The sequence below is a fragment of the Geodermatophilus poikilotrophus genome (genome assembly GCF_900111455.1).
Taxonomy (GTDB): Bacteria; Actinomycetota; Actinomycetes; order Mycobacteriales; family Geodermatophilaceae; genus Geodermatophilus; species Geodermatophilus poikilotrophus.
The window spans coordinates 606,726-621,875 of the sequence record NZ_FOIE01000002.1; the positions used below are offsets into that span (position 1 = coordinate 606,726).

Annotated in this window: 11 protein-coding genes; 3 read left to right on the forward strand and 8 right to left on the reverse strand. The window is 75.7% G+C overall.

The window, feature by feature from the left end:
* Position 1: 1 nt before the first annotated feature.
* Together BMW27_RS07300 and BMW27_RS07305 are read right to left on the reverse strand one after the other, a co-directional pair.
* Complete coding sequence (locus BMW27_RS07300) at positions 2-1,471, reverse strand: amino acid permease (RefSeq protein ID WP_217638062.1); 1,470 nt, start codon at positions 1,469-1,471, stop codon at positions 2-4.
* Positions 1,472-1,552: 81 nt separating this feature from the next.
* Entirely contained in the window at positions 1,553-2,140 is a 588-nt protein-coding gene (locus tag BMW27_RS07305) for a helix-turn-helix domain-containing protein (protein WP_091441259.1), read from the reverse strand.
* 136 nt (positions 2,141-2,276) lie between these two features.
* Between BMW27_RS07305 and speB the strand changes: the two genes are divergently transcribed.
* Positions 2,277-3,233 carry an agmatinase gene (speB, locus tag BMW27_RS07310; RefSeq protein WP_091441262.1) on the forward strand — a complete coding sequence of 319 codons (957 nt, stop codon included), beginning with the start codon at positions 2,277-2,279 and terminating at the stop codon, positions 3,231-3,233.
* Positions 3,234-3,346: 113 nt separating this feature from the next.
* On the opposite strand, the gene BMW27_RS07315 is transcribed toward speB, so the two are convergent.
* The 3 genes from BMW27_RS07315 to gabT all read right to left on the reverse strand — a co-directional run bounded on the left by BMW27_RS07315 (position 3,347) and on the right by gabT (position 8,423).
* A complete protein-coding gene (locus BMW27_RS07315) occupies positions 3,347-3,838 on the reverse strand; it encodes an Lrp/AsnC family transcriptional regulator (RefSeq protein WP_217638063.1) in 492 nt (163 codons plus the stop codon).
* Positions 3,839-3,936: 98 nt separating this feature from the next.
* The gene (locus BMW27_RS07320; protein WP_091441265.1) at positions 3,937-6,999 is read right to left on the reverse strand and encodes an NAD-glutamate dehydrogenase domain-containing protein; all 3,063 of its coding nucleotides are present in this window, start codon (positions 6,997-6,999) and stop codon (positions 3,937-3,939) included.
* Between the two features lie 68 nt (positions 7,000-7,067).
* Positions 7,068-8,423, reverse strand: a complete 1,356-nt coding sequence (gene gabT, locus BMW27_RS07325) for a 4-aminobutyrate--2-oxoglutarate transaminase (protein ID WP_091441268.1) — start codon at positions 8,421-8,423, stop codon at positions 7,068-7,070.
* 140 nt (positions 8,424-8,563) lie between these two features.
* Between gabT and BMW27_RS07330 the strand changes: the two genes are divergently transcribed.
* Both BMW27_RS07330 and BMW27_RS07335 read left to right on the forward strand, forming a co-directional pair.
* Positions 8,564-10,072, forward strand: a complete 1,509-nt coding sequence (locus BMW27_RS07330; RefSeq protein WP_091441271.1) for a helix-turn-helix domain-containing protein — start codon at positions 8,564-8,566, stop codon at positions 10,070-10,072.
* Between the two features lie 112 nt (positions 10,073-10,184).
* Entirely contained in the window at positions 10,185-11,630 is a 1,446-nt protein-coding gene (locus tag BMW27_RS07335; RefSeq protein ID WP_091441275.1) for a gamma-aminobutyraldehyde dehydrogenase, read from the forward strand.
* Positions 11,631-11,821: 191 nt separating this feature from the next.
* On the opposite strand, the gene BMW27_RS07340 is transcribed toward BMW27_RS07335, so the two are convergent.
* From BMW27_RS07340 to BMW27_RS07350, 3 genes are all read right to left on the reverse strand, one after another.
* A complete protein-coding gene (locus tag BMW27_RS07340) occupies positions 11,822-13,255 on the reverse strand; it encodes an aldehyde dehydrogenase family protein (RefSeq protein WP_091441279.1) in 1,434 nt (477 codons plus the stop codon).
* 135 nt (positions 13,256-13,390) lie between these two features.
* Complete coding sequence (locus BMW27_RS07345; RefSeq protein WP_217638064.1) at positions 13,391-14,194, reverse strand: hydroxypyruvate isomerase family protein; 804 nt, start codon at positions 14,192-14,194, stop codon at positions 13,391-13,393.
* A gap of 8 nt (positions 14,195-14,202) precedes the next feature.
* Complete coding sequence (locus tag BMW27_RS07350; RefSeq protein ID WP_245743351.1) at positions 14,203-14,949, reverse strand: SDR family oxidoreductase; 747 nt, start codon at positions 14,947-14,949, stop codon at positions 14,203-14,205.
* Positions 14,950-15,150: the final 201 nt, after the last annotated feature.

Consider the following 15,150-nt stretch of genomic DNA (forward strand, 5'->3'; position numbering starts at 1 on the left):
CTCAGGCACCGGCGGGCGGGGTGGTGACGGCCGTCGTCCGGAGCGCGGAGTGCCGGTACCCGTAGCCGAAGTAGACGGCCAGCCCCACCAGCATCCACGCCAGGAACACCAGCCAGGTGGCCGAGCCCAGACCGGCCACCAGCAGCAGGCAGAACAGCACGCCGAGCACCGGGGTGAGCGGGTACAGCGGCGTCCGGAAGGTGCGCGGCAGGTCCGGACGGCTGCGGCGGAGGATGATGACGCCCACGTTGACCAGCGCGAACGCGAACAGCGTGCCGATGCTCGTGGCGTTGGCCAGCTCGCCGAGCGGGACGAGGCCGGCGAGCAGCGCGATGACCACGCTCACGATGACCGTGTTGGCGACCGGGATCCGCCGGCGGCGGCTGACCCGGGAGAAGACCGGGGGCACCAGGCCGTCGCGGGACATCGCGTAGAGGATGCGGGTCTGCCCGTAGAGGACGGTCAGCACGACGCTGGCGATCGCGATGACGGCGCCGATGGCGAGCAGCACGGCCGTCCAGGTCTGGCCGGTGGCCAGGGTGAGGACGTCGGCGAGCGCCGCCTCCGAGCCGCTGATCTGCGGCCACGGCACCGCGCCGACGGCGGCGAGGGCCACCAGGCAGTAGACGACGGTGACCACCAGCAGCGACAGCACGATGGCCCGCGGGAGGTCACGGCGGGCATCGCGGGCCTCGTCGCCGGCCGTCGAGGCGGCGTCGAAGCCGATGTAGGAGAAGAACGCCTGCGAGGCCGCGGCGGTAATGCCGGCGACGCCCATCGGCACGAAGGGTGCGAGGTTGCCGGCGCGGAAGGCGGTGAACGCGACCACGCAGAAGAACAGCAGGACGCCGACCTTGAGCACCACCATCGCGGTGTTGACCCGCGCGCTCTCGCTGGTGCCGCGCAGCAGCAGCGCCATGGCGAGCAGCACGACGACGATCGCGGGCACGTTGACCACCCCGCCGTCGCCCGGCGGGGCGGACAGCGCCTCGGGCAGCACCGCGCCGACCGTGTTCGCGGCCAGGTCGTCGATGTAGGCGCCCCAGCCCACCGCGACGGCGGCCACCGAGACCCCGTACTCGAGCATCAGCAGCCAGCCGCACACCCAGGCGACGAGCTCGCCCATGGTGGCGTAGGTGTAGCTGTACGAGGAGCCCGAGACCGGGATGCTGCCGGCCAGCTCGGCGTAGGACAGCGCCGAGAACAGCGCGGTCACCGCGGCGAGGACGAAGGCGAGCACGATCGCCGGCCCGGCGAGCGGCACGGCCTCCCCCAGGATGACGAAGATGCCGGTGCCCAGGGTCGCGCCGATGCTCAGCGCGGTGAGCTGGAGCAGGCCCATCGACCGGCGCAGCCCGGAGCCGCCGACCTCCTCGTGCTGGGCGACGATGACGTCGACCGGCTTGAGCCGGAACAACTGACTGCGGCGGGCCGGGGCTGCGCTGCCCGGGCCGGCGCTCACTGGGCTCACGGGAGCTCCTCTGCGGCTGTGCCTGTGGTCTGGATCGCAGCGAGCATCACCACAAGTTGCTTCATTGTCAACCAGCGTTTCCTAGATCGGTTCCCGTCCGACCGGCAGAGCCGGGGCGAACACCCACAGCACCCGCGTGGTCCCGTCCGTCCGCAGCGAGCGGAAGCCGTGCTCGGTGCCGGGCGAGAAGGTGAACGCGTCACCGGCGCCCAGGACGGTGACCTCGCCGCCGACGGTGACCTCGAGGTCGCCCTCGAGCACGAAGACGAACTCGACCTCGGCCGGCAGGGCGTAGGTCTCCTCGCCGCTCCCGCCGCCCGGGGCGACCTCGGAGAGGATGGCCTGCAGCCGCCGCTCCCCGGACGGGGTGAGCAGGTACTCGGACAGCCCCCGGCCACCGAAGGCGATGGGCGGGTAGCTCCCCGCGCGGACCGCCTCCCCGCCGGGCGCGGCCTCGAAGAGGCTCCCGGGCGAGATGCCGAGCGCCGCGCACACCCGGACGAGGGCGGCCACCGAGGCGCTGGCCTGGTCCCGCTCGAGCTTGCTGAGGAACCCCTTGGTCAGCCCGCTGGCCTCGGCCACGTCGGTGAGCGTGAGCCGGCGCGCCTGCCGGACCGCCTTGAGCCGCCCGCCGATGCGGGGCACCTCCACCTCGGACACCGCCTCCATCGCACCTCCCCGGTCCCCGCGGACAGTAGTTCCTCGCCCGGCGTTGACAAATGTGAAACACGAGTTGACAGTGGCGGCCGACCCGGACGGGGGACGCCACGCCGTCGTCCGTCCCCGCAGACCTCCAGGAGACCCCGTGCAGGAGCAGACCCCGATCGGCCCGGTGGACGCCACCCGTGTCCCCCGCTACGGCGGGCCGGCCACCTTCGCCCGGCTGCCGCGGATCGACGAGGTGTCGCGCGCCGACGTCGCCGTCCTCGGGGTGCCCTTCGACTCCGGGGTCAGCTACCGGCCCGGTGCCCGCTTCGGCCCCGGCCACGTGCGCGCGGGCTCCAAGCTGCTGCGGCCCTACAACCCGGCGCTCGACGCCACGCCCTTCGGCACGCAGCAGGTGGCCGACGCCGGCGACATCGGCGTCAACCCGTTCGACCTCGGCGAGGCGATCGAGACCATCGACCGCGAGGTGACCACGCTGCGGGCCGACGGCGCCCAGCTGCTCACCATCGGCGGGGACCACACCATCGCGCTGCCGATCCTGCGCTCGCTGGCGCGGGACCACGGACCGGTCGCCGTCCTGCACTTCGACGCCCACCTCGACACCTGGGACACCTACTTCGGCGCCCCCTACACGCACGGCACGCCGTTCCGCCGCGCCAGCGAGGAGGGGCTCATCGACCTGGAGCGCTCGCTGCACACGGGCATCCGCGGCCCGCTGTACAGCAAGCAGGACCTCGAGGACGACGCCGTCCTCGGCTTCCAGGTCATCCGCTCCGACGACTACGAGGTCGACGGCGTGCGCAGCATCGTGGAGCGGATGCGCGCCCGGCTGGCCGGCGGCCCGGTCTACGTGTCGGTCGACATCGACGTGCTCGACCCCGCGCACGCGCCGGGCACGGGCACGCCGGAGGCCGGCGGGCTCACCAGCCGGGAGCTGCTCAACACGCTGCGCGGGCTGGTCGGGCTGGACGTCGTCGGCGCCGACATCGTCGAGGTGTCCCCGCCCTACGACCACGCGGAGCTGACCGGCATCGCCGCGGCCCACGTGGGCTACGAGCTGCTGTCGGTCCTCGCGCTCAACCGCGCCCCGGCCTGACCGGCGCGGCGCGGACCACCTCCGTGCCGCACGTCCTCGTGCCCTGCCCACCGCTGTGGGCGGAGCACGAGCCCACCGAGGCGGGAGACGCCTCGCGGGCGCGGACGCCGGCCTCAGAGACCGGCGTCGGCTGCGCCCTGCGGGCCGCGGGTGCCCCAGGCGTAGGTCTGCTTGGCCAGCCCCAGGTAGAGGTGGGTCTCGGTGGACTCCACGCCCTCCACCGCGCGGATGCGGGCGACGACGTCGAGCAGCTGGTCGTCGTCCTCGCAGACCACCTCGACCAGCAGGTCGACCGACCCGGCCGTGATGACGACGTAGTCGACCTCGCCGAACGCGGCGATGCGGTCGGCCGCGGCCCGGGCGTCGCCGCTGGTGCGCACGCCGACCATCGCCTGCCGCGAGAAGCCGACCTGCAGTGGGTCGGTGACCCCGACGATCTGCATGACGCCGGCGTCGAGCAGCCGCTGCACGCGCTGCCGCACGGCCGCCTCCGACAGCCCGACCGCCGCGGCGATGCGCGCGTAGGGACGGCGGCCGTCCTCCTGCAGCTGCTCGATGATGGCCCGCGAGACGTCGTCCAGCACGAACTGCCGACGGATGGTCACCCCGGCCCTCCCGCCTCGGCTCCGACTGACCCGGCGGCTCCGGGCTCCCGGATGGTAACGACCACCCGGGAGCCCGGCGCCCTCCGTCCGGGGGAGCCTCAGCCGACGGTCCGCACCAGCCGGCGCAGCTCCGCCACCACCACGCACGCCCGGCCCAGGACGTCGTCGCGGGCGGACGCGGCCTGCTCGCGGACGGCGGTGAAGCGGGCCAGGGCGGTCGCGTGCCGGCCGGCGAAGGCGTCCGCGTCGCCGTCGGCGTCCCGCAGCAGCGCCGCCACGAGGGCCCACCGCAGCTGGTCGACCTCGTCACGCAGCGCCGCACGGGCGGCGACGACCCAGTGCGAGATGCCGGCCTGCTCCGCGGTCCAGGCCTGCACCCGCGGCAGCGCCAGCAGGCGCTCCACGGCGGCGTCGGCCCCGACCACCCGGTCGACGGCGACCCCGGCCGCGCGGGCCACGCCGGCCAGGTCGACGAGGTCGGCCTGGTTCCCGAGGACGGCGACCCGCGCGGCCAGCTCCGGACCCGCGCCCGCGGCGGTCAGCTCGGCCTGCAGCGCGCGGGCCCGGTCCCCGGCGGCGCCGGGCCGGTCCAGCCACGCGGCCGGCTCCAGCTCGGCGACGACGGCGGCCAGGGCGGGTGCCGCCGCGGTCAGCGCCGCGGGGGCGGGGTGGGCCCGCAGCAGCCGGTCGGCCGTCCGCTCGGTGGCCGCCTGCAGCTCGGGCAGGGCCAGTCGCTCGACGGCCAGCGGCACGTCGTCGTCCACCCGGGCCCACACGGCGTCGAGGTCCAGCACCTGGGTGGCCACCGTGTAGGCGTGGGCCGCCACCGGGGTGGGGACGCCGGAGCGCTCCTCCAGCCGCAGCAGGAAGCCCGGGCCCACCCGGTTGACCAGGTCGTTGGCCAGCTGGGTGGCGGTGATCTCCCGGGCGAGCGGGTGGGCGGCCACCCGCTCGGGCCAGCGCTCGCGCACCGCCCGGGGGAAGTAGGCGGCCAGCACGCCGGCCACCGACGGGTCGTCGGGCAGGTCGCTGCGCAGCAGCTCCTCGCGCACCAGGTTCTTGGAGTGCGCGAGCAGGACCGCGGCCTCGGGCCGGGTGAGCCCGGCCCCGGCCTGGCGCAGCCGCTCGACCTCCGCCTCGGACGGCAGCTGCTCGAGGTCCCGGTCCAGGCCGTGCCGCTCGAGGTCGCCGATCAGCTGGGCGTGCCGGTCGAGCAGGAACGGTGCCTGGGCCGCGCACACCGACAGCGCCCGGGCCTGCAGCGCGTTGTCGGCCAGCACCGCGGCGGCCACCTCGTCCTCGACCGCGCGCAGCACCGCGTCCCGCTCGGCGCGGGGCACGCCGGCCAGCAGGACCTTGAGGTTGACCTCGCGGTCGGAGGTGTCCACGCCGGCGGAGTTGTCGATGAAGTCGGTGTTCAGCGCGACCCCGGCCCGGGCCGCCTCGATCCGGGCGCGCTGGGTCAGGCCCAGGTTGCCGCCCTCCCCCACCACCCGGCAGCGCAGCTCCGCGGCGGTCACGCGGACGGCGTCGTTGGCGCGGTCGCCGACCTGCGCGTCGGTCTCGTCGGCGGCGCGGACGTAGGTGCCGATGCCGCCGTTCCACAGCAGGTCGACCGGCGCCCGCAGCACCGCCCGCACCAGCTCGGCCGGCGACAGCTCCTCGGCGTCCACCCCGAGGCGGGCCCGCACCTGCGGCGGGACCGGCACGCTCTTGGCGTCGCGGCGGTGCACGCCACCACCCGGGGACAGCGCCGAGCGGTCGTAGTCGTCCCACGACGAGCCCGGCAGCGCGAACAGCCGGCGGCGCTCGGCCGCGGACCGGGCGGGGTCGGGGTCCGGGTCGAGGAAGACGTGCCGGTGGTCGAAGGCGGCCACCAGGCGCAGCTCGTCGGACAGCAGCATCCCGTTGCCGAAGACGTCGCCGGACATGTCGCCGATCCCGACCGCCGTCAGCGGACCGTCGGGGTCCACACCGAGCTCGCGCAGGTGCCGGCGCACCGAGACCCAGGCGCCGCGGGCGGTGATGCCCATGGCCTTGTGGTCGTAGCCGCTCGAGCCGCCGGAGGCGAACGCGTCGCCGAGCCAGAAGCCGCGGCGCTCGGCCACCTCGTTGGCCAGGTCGGAGAAGGTCGCCGTCCCCTTGTCGGCGGCCACCACCAGGTAGGGGTCGGGCCCGTCGTGCACCACGGTGCGGGCCGGGTGGACGACGCGGTCGCCGTCGCGGTCGTCGGTCACGTCCAGCAGCGCGTCCACGAAGGTGCGGTAGGCGCCGGCCACCCGCTCCTGCACCGCCGCGCGGTCCAGGCCGTGCAGGTCGTCGCGGACGACGAAGGCCCCCTTGGCCCCCGCCGGCACGATCACCGCGTTCTTGACCATCTGCGCCTTGACCAGGCCGAGCACCTCGGTGCGGAAGTCCTCCGGGCGCTCGGACCAGCGCAGCCCGCCGCGGGCCACCCGGGCACCGCGCAGGTGCAGCCCCTCCATGCGCGGCGAGCACACGAAGGTCTCCACCTCCGGCCGCGGCCTGGGCAGCAGGTCCAGCTGCGCGGAGGCGATCTTCAGCGCCAGCGCCGGCCGTGGTCTCCCGGCGGCGTCCACCTGGTAGCGGTTGGTGCGCACGACGGCGGCGAGCACGTCGCGCAGACCGCGGAGGATGCGGTCGGAGTCCAGGCTGGTCGTCCGCGTGAGCAGCTCGGCCAGGTGCTCGGCAGCCGACGCCGCGGCCGCGGGGTCGGCCGCGTCGGGGTCGTGCCGGGCGGCGAAGTGCGCCAGCAGCGCGCGGGCGAACTCCGGCGCGCCGAGCACCGTCTCCTCGACGTAGCCGCTGGACAGGCCCAGCCCGACCTGCGCGAGGTACCGGCAGGCGGCCCGGAGGACGGCGACGTCGCGCACCGGCAGGCCGGCCCCGACGGTCAGCCGGGAGAGGCCGTCGAGCTCGGTCTCCCCCGCCCAGGCCGCGGCCAGGGCCTGCTCCAGCCGGGGCAGCGCGGTGGCCGGCGCCGTCCCCTGCGGCAGCAGCAGCTCCAGCCGGGTGGCCGGCGCGTCGTCGTCCCCCGGGACGGCGACGGCGTCGGCCACCCGCACACCGAGCCGGTCGAAGACCGGCACCACGTCGGCCAGCAGCGGCCGGGCGGCCGGCCACGTGACCAGACCGGCCACCCGGCCGCTCCCCGCAGGGCCCTCCGGAGTCAGGGTCAGCCGGCGGTGCCCACCGGCGGCCGGGGCGCTCACTTCCCCGCGTGCGCGTCGAAGGCGGCGTCGAGGACGTCGAGCCCCTCGGTGAGCAGGTCCTGCCCGATGACCAGCGGGGGCAGGAAGCGCAGCACGTTGCTGTGCGTGCCGGCGGTCAGGGTGATGACGCCCTCCGCGTGGCAGGCCTTGGAGATCGCGTTGGTCAGCGCGGCGTCGGGCTCGTTCGTGCCCGGCTCGACCAGCTCGACGGCGAGCATCGCGCCGCGGCCGCGGACGTCGCCGACCACGCCGGTGCGCTCCTGCAGCGCGCGCAACCGCGGCAGCATGGTGGCCTCGATCCCGCGCGCGGCGGCGTTCAGGTCGAGTTCCCGCATCGTGCGGATGCTGGCCAGCGCGGCGGCGCAGGACACCGGGTTGCCGCCGTAGGTGCCGCCCAGCCCGCCGGTGTGCACGGCGTCCATCAGCTCGGCGCGGCCGGTCACCCCGGCCAGCGGCATGCCGCCGGCGATGCCCTTGGCCGTGGTGATCAGGTCGGGGACGACGCCCTCGTGCTCCGAGGCGAACCACGCGCCGGTGCGGCAGAAGCCGGTCTGCACCTCGTCGGCGATGAAGACCGCACCCGAGCGGCGGCACCAGTCGGTCAGGGCCGGCAGGAAGCCCGGCGCCGGGACGACGAAGCCGCCCTCGCCCTGGATCGGCTCGATGAGCACGGCGGCCACGTTGGCGGCGCCGATCTGCGTCTCGATCAGGTCGATGGCCCGCGCGGCCGCCTGCTCGCCGGTCATCCCCGGCTCGTCGCGGTACGGGTAGGACATCGGCACCCGGTAGACCTCGCCGGCGAACGGCCCGAAGCCGTGCTTGTACGGCATGTTCTTCGCCGTCAGCGCCATCGTGAGGTTGGTGCGCCCGTGGTAGGCGTGGTCGAAGACGACGACCGCCGAGCGGCCGGTGGCCACCCGGGCCACCTTGACCGCGTTCTCCACGGCCTCGGCGCCGGTGTTGAACAGCGCCGTGCGCTTCTCGTGGTCGCCGGGGGTGAGCCGGTCGAGCTCCTCGGCGACGGCGACGTAGCCCTCGTAGGGTCCGACCATGAAGCAGGTGTGGGTGAAGGCGGCGACCTGCGCCTGGACGGCGGCCACCACCTCGGGCGCGGCGTGGCCGACGTTGGTGACGGCGATGCCCGACCCCAGGTCGATGAAGGAGTTGCCGTCGACGTCGACCACCACGCCGCCCGCGGCGCGCTCGACGTAGACCGGCAGGACGCTGCCCACGGCGGAGGTGACCGCGGCGGCCCGGCGGGCGGCCAGCTCGCGCGAGCGGGGGCCGGGCAGCTCGGTGATCAGGCGCCGCTCCTGGGCGACGGTGTGCGGGCCGGTGAGCAGGTCGGTCATCACGGTCTCCTCGTGGGGGCGGCCTCCCCCGACGGGGGAGGTCCTCGCGTCCAGGGTCCGTGGCGCACGTCTCCCCCGGTACCGTCCGGATCGGCACTCCCGGGGCGTCCGGGTGTCCAGATCGTCGAGAGGTCCTCCCCGTGCCGGTCACCGTCGCGACCCTGCTCGGCACCGCGTCGCTCGAGCTGACGCTGCACACCCGCAGCGCGCCGGTCGACCGTGCCGTCTCCTGGGTGCACGTCAGCGAGCTGGCCGACCCCACGCCGTTCCTCGAGGGCGGCGAGCTGCTGCTGACCACCGGCCTGGCCCTGGCACCCGAGGGGACCGGTGGGTACGTCCGCCGGCTGGCCGCGGCCGGGGTGGTGGGCCTGGGCCTCGGCACCGGCCTCAGCCACGCCGAGGTGCCCGCCGGGCTGGTGGCCGCGGCCGACGAGCACGGGCTGGCGGTGCTCGAGGTGCCGCGGCAGACGCCGTTCATCGCTCTGTCCCGCGCGGTCTCCAGCGCCCTGGCGGCCGAGGAGTACGCGGCGGTCACCCGGACCTCGACGGTGCAGCGGGAGCTGACCCGCGCCGCGGTCGCCCCCGGGGCTCCGGGCACCGTCGTCGACCGGCTGGCCCGGCACCTGGGCGGCTGGGCGCTGCTGGTCGACGCCGCCGGGACGCCGCTGGAGGCCGCGCCGTCGTCCGCCCGGGGACGCGCCGGCGACCTCACCGCGGCGGTCGACCGGCTGCGGACGGCCCGGCCGCCGGCCGGGGCGGCGCTCACCCAGCCCGGCGAGACGGTGCTGCTGCAGTCGCTGGGCACCGGCTCGCGGGTGCGTGGCTTCCTCGCCGTCGGGCGGCCGGGGCCGTTCCCCGCGGGCGACCGGCACGTGGTCAACGCAGCGGCGCTGCTGCTCACGCTGCGGCTGGAGCAGTCCCGGGCCCTGGACAGCGGCACTGCGGCGCTGCGGGCCGCGATCCTGCACCTGCTGCTCGCCGGCCAGACCGCCGCGGCCGGCCCGGTGGTGGCGGCGCTGGGCGAGCGGCTGCCGGCCGAGCCGGTGCTGGCGCTGGCCGTGCTGGGCACCGCCGAGCAGCGGGCCGCGGCCGTCGACGTGGCCGCCGACGCGGCTGCCCACGCCCGCGAGCCGGTGCTGTCGGCCGAGCTCGACGACACCCTCGTCGTCCTGGTGTCCGCCGACGGCCCGCTGGCCGGGCGGCTGGCCGTGCTGCCCGAGCGGGTGCCCGGCACCGTCCTCGGGACGGCACCGCCGGTGCCGTGGGACCGGCTGGCCGACGGGGTGCGGCAGGCCCGGCAGGCGGCCGGGCACGGGCGGGCCGCCGGACAGCCGGTCACCGCCTTCGCCGACCTCGCCGGCCGGGGCCTGTCCGCGCTGCTCGACCCCGGGGCCACCGCGGCCTTCGCCGAGGCCGCGCTGGCGCCCCTGGTCGCCGCCGACCGGGCCGGCCCCGGCGACCTGGTCGAGTCGCTGCGGATCTGGCTGGCCGCGCACGGGCAGTGGGAGCCGGCCGCGGCCCGCCTCGGCGTCCACCGGCACACGCTGCGCAAGCGGATCCGGCGGGCGGAGGAGCTGATCGGCCGCGACCTGGACTCCCCCGGCGTGCGCGCCGAGCTCTGGCTCGCCCTGCACCCTCCCTCGACCTGAGGAATCCGTCGTCCTGACCTGGGAGACTGGACAGATCAGCGGTTGACAGTGACGATGACCACCGGATCAGCGGTCCCGGCGACTCCGGGATGCACGACGAGAGGACCTCCCGGTGAGCGAGAAGCTCGAGCTGCGCAACTTCGTCGGCGGAGAGCACGTCGACGCCACCGACGGCCGTCGGATGGACCTGGTCGACCCGGCGACCGGCGAGGTGTTCGCCTCGGCCCCGGTGTCGGCGGCCGAGGACGTCGACCGGGCCTACACCGCGGCGGCGGGCGCGTTCCCCGGCTGGCGGGACGCCACCCCCTCGGAGCGCTCCCTGGCACTGCTCCGCATCGCCGACGCCATCGAGGCGCACGCCGACGAGCTGGTGGCGCTGGAGAGCCGCAACACCGGCAAGCCGCTCGGGCTGACCGCGAGCGAGGAGATCCCGCCGATGGTCGACCAGATCCGCTTCTTCGCCGGCGCCGCCCGCAACCTCGAGGGCAAGGCGGCCGCCGAGTACCTGGCCGGGCACACCTCGTGGGTCCGCCGCGAGCCGGTCGGGGTGATCGGGCAGGTCACGCCGTGGAACTACCCGATGATGATGGCGGTCTGGAAGTTCGCGCCCGCGATCGCGGCCGGCAACACCGTCGTCCTCAAGCCCAGCGACACCACCCCGGCGACCACGCTGCGGATGGCCGAGCTGGCCGCGGAGTTCCTCCCGCCGGGCGTCCTCAACGTCGTCTGCGGCGACCGGGACACCGGCCGGGCGCTCGTGGAGCACCGGACGCCGCAGATGGTCTCGATCACCGGGTCGGTGCGGGCCGGCATGGCGGTGGCCGAGACGGCCGCGCGCGACGTCAAGCGGGTGCACCTGGAGCTGGGCGGCAAGGCCCCGGTCGTCGTCTTCGACGACGCCGACCTCGAGGCCGCCGCCGAGGCGATCGCGGTGGCCGGCTACTTCAACGCCGGGCAGGACTGCACCGCCGCCACCCGGGTGCTGGCCGGGCCGGGCATCCACGACGACTTCGTCGCGGCGCTGACCGAGCAGGCGAGGAGCACCCGGACGACGTACGAGGGTGGTGCCGGCGACGAGGACGCGCTCGTGCCGCCGGTGAACAACGCCAACCAGCTCGCGCACGTCACCGGCTTCCTCGACCGCGCGCCCGACCACGCCGAGATCACCGCGGGTGGCCGCCGGCTGGGCGACCGCGGCTTCTTCGTCGAGCCGACCGTCGTGGCCGGGCTGCGGCAGGACGACGAGATGGTGCAGAACGAGGTCTTCGGCCCGGTCATCACCGTGCAGCGGTTCTCCGACGAGGCGCAGGCCCTCGCCTGGGCCAACGGGGTCCCCTACGGGCTGGCCTCCAGCGTCTGGACGAAGGACTTCGGCCGGGCGATGCGGATGAGCAAGGCGCTGGACTTCGGCTGCGTCTGGATCAACACGCACATCCCGCTCGTCGCCGAGATGCCGCACGGTGGGTTCAAGCACTCCGGCTACGGCAAGGACCTGTCGATGTACGGGTTCGAGGACTACACCCGCGTCAAGCACGTCATGGCCAACCTGGAGAGCTGAGCTGAGTCGTCGTCGGCCCACCGGCCGACACCGCGGCGAGGAGCCCGTCCCCGACCGCCGTGGAGCCCCTCCCCGTGTCCCGGTCGGGGAGCCGCCGGGACGCGACGAGGCCCCGGTCCGATCGGACCGGGGCCTCGCTGCATCCCGGCCGCCTCGAGGTCGTCAGCGGCGGCCGGGGGTCTCCAGGGCTGTCAGACGTCGATGCCGGTGAGGACGAGGACGCGCTCCTCGGTGAGGTCCTCCATCGCCGCGTGCACGCCCTCCCGGCCGGTGCCGGAGTCCTTCACCCCGCCGTAGGGCATCTGGTCGGCGCGGAAGCTCGGCACGTCGCCGACCACCACTCCCCCGACCTCGAGCACCTGCGCCGCGCGGAAGGCCACCTGCAGGTCCCGGGTGAAGACGCCGGCCTGCAGCCCGAACCGGCTGTCGTTGACCCGCGCGAACGCCTCGTCGACGGAGTCCACGGTCTCCAGGACGACGACCGGACCGAAGACCTCCTCGCAGGACACCCTGACGTCGGCCGGGACGTCGGTGAGCACGGTGGGCGCGTAGGAGGCGCCGTCCCGGGTGCCGCCGGTGAGGACCCGTGCGCCCGCGGCCACCGCCTCCTCCACCCAGCTCTCCACCCGCCGGGCGGCCTGCTCGTCGATCAGCGGGCCGACGTCGGTCGCGTCGTCCGTGGGGTCGCCGGTTCCCAGCTTGTCCACCGACTCGACCACCCGGTCGGTGAGCGGGCCGGCGACCGCGCGGTGGGCGAACACCCGCTGCACCGAGATGCAGGACTGCCCGGCCTGGTACATCGCGAAGGTCGCGATGCGGGACGCCGCCCAGTCCAGCGCCGCGTCGTCCTGGTCGGGGGCGACGACGGCCGCGGCGTTGCCGCCGAGCTCGAGGGTCACGTGCTTGCGCGGCACCGACTCGCGGATCGACCAGCCGACCGGCACCGAGCCGGTGAAGGAGACGACCGGCAGCCGCGGGTCCTGCACCAGCCGCGCGGCGACCTCGTTGGGCACCGGCAGCACCGACCAGGCGCCGGCCGGCAGGTCGGTCTCGGCCAGGACCTCCCCGAGCAGCAGTGCCGACAGCGGCGTGGCCGGCGCGGGCTTGAGCACGATCGGCGCCCCGACGGCGATCGCCGGTGCGACCTTGTGGGCCACCAGGTTGAGCGGGAAGTTGAAGGGCGCGATGCCCAGCACCGGGCCCCGCGGGACGCGACGCACCAGCGCCATCCGGCCGGCCGCGGCCGGGTCGGTGTCCAGCCGCTGCAGGCTGCCCGACCAGCGCCGTGCCTCCTCGGCACCCCAGCGGAAGGTCGACACGGCGCGGGTCACCTCGAGGCGGGCCCACTTCAGCGGCTTGCCGGACTCGGCGGTGATCAGCGCGGCGACCTCCTCGCTGCGCTCGGCCAGCCGGCGGGACACGTGGTCGAGGGCAGCGGCCCGCGCGTGGGCCGGGAGGGCCGCGCAGGCGGCGCGGGCCGCGGCGGCGGCCGACACCGCGACCTCGACGTCCTCGGGGGTGGCGTTCGTCGTCCGGCCGGCCTCGGCGCCGTCGAACGGCGAGCGGACGGCGACGACGTCGGTGCCGGTCCGGGGCTCTCCGGCGACCCAGTAGGGGGTGGTCATGCGTCCTCCTCGGGACGTGGGCGGTGTCGACGCTGAATCTGCGAGACCCGGTGCCTCCCGGCCAGTGCCGGTCCGTCCACCCGCAGGGGCTCCCACGCACCGACCTGGCACACCGCTGCGGTGTGGCTCCCCCGGTCAGCCGCCGGCGCGGTCCTCCCGCGGCAGCCAGGCGAACGGGTCGCCGTCACCCGGCAGGTGCTCGAGGGCGGTCCAGCCGGCGTAACCGCCGTCCTCGAGCGCGCGCAGGCGCGGCACGAGGTCGAGCTCCCCGGTGCCCGGCGCCCCCCGCCCGGGGGCGTCGGCGACCTGCACGTGCGCGGCCCGGGGTCCGTGCACGGCGACCACCCGGTCGAGGTCATCGCCGTTGACCGCGAGGTGGTAGAGGTCGAGGAGCAGGCCGATCGCGCCCACCCCGGTCTCCGCCGCCACCCGGTCGGCGACGGCGAGCGCGTCCTCCGCCCTCCGCAGCGGGTACCGGGGCGCGGCGCTGAGCGGCTCCAGGAGCACCGTGCCGCCGATCCGCGCCGTCGCCCGACCGGCCAGGGCCAGGTGCTCGACGGCGAGCGCGTCCTGCGCGGCAGGGGCCGCGCCGTCGGACCGGTTGCCGTACAGCGCGTTGAACAGCCGCACGCCCAGCCGCTCGCCGATGCCGACCGTGGCGGCGACCGCGTCACGCCACTCCGCCTCCCGGCCGGGGAGCGACACCAGCCCGCGCTCGCCGTCGGCCATCGCACCGGCCGGGAAGTTGAGCGCGACCAGCTGCACCCCGGCGTCCTCGACCGACCGGACGAAGGCCTCGACCGCCCGGCCGGCGGGCGTGACGGAGTCGAACGGCCACCACGACTCGACCGCGGTGAACCCGGCGTCCCGGGCGGCCTGCGGCCGGCGCTCCAGCGGCAGGTCGCCGAAGAGCAGGGAGGTGTTGACGGCCCAGCGCACCGGAGCGCTCAGCCCCGCCCGAGGTAGGGCATGCCGGTGGCCAGCATCGTGGTGAACGGGACGCTGACCTCGAGCGGCAGCCGGGCCACCTGCACCACCGCGTCGGCGACGTGCGCCGGGTCGAAGGTGGGCTCGGGTCGGACGGAGCCGTCGGCCTGGCGAGCACCGTGCGCCATCCCGGCGGTCATCTCGGTGGCGGCGTTGCCGACGTCGATCTGCCCGCAGACGATCCGGTGCGCTCGGCCGTCCAGCGCGATCGCCTTGGTCAGGCCGGTGACGGCGTGCTTGGTGGCGGTGTAGGCGACGCTCCCGGGCCGCGGCACGTGCGCGGAGATCGAGCCGTTGTTGACGATCCGCCCGCCCGGTGGGTCCTGCGCCTTCATCAGCCGGACGGCGGCGCGGGCGCAGAGGAAGACGCCCGTGACGTTGACCTCCACGGTCGCCCGCCAGTCGGCGACCGCGACCTCGTCCACCTCGCCCGCCGGACCGAACGTGCCGGCGTTGTTGACCAGCAGGTCGAGCCGGCCCCAGGTGTCCCGGACGGTGTCGAACGCCGCATCCACCTGCTCCTCGTCGGCGACGTCGGTGGGCAGCACGAGGACGCCGTCCCCGCCCTCGGCCGTCTCCTCCAGCGACGGACGGGTGCGCCCCAGCAGCGCCACGGACCAGCCGTCGGCCACCAGCGCCCGGGCGATGGCGCGGCCGAGTCCGGAGCCGGCGCCGGTCACCACCGCGGTGCGGCGGTCGCCGCTCACGACGAGCACCGCACGACGGCACCGGCTGTATGCCCAGGGCTGGGGAGGTCGTCCACGCGCTCATCGTGGTCCTCGTTGCGCGCCGCGACCAACCCGCGCCGCCGGTCCGATGCGCACCGGTCGGCCAGGCTCCTCGACGATCCGGCAACCCGGCCCGGTGAGGCACGCCACACCGTCCACTGTCGCCACCCGGTCCCGGCA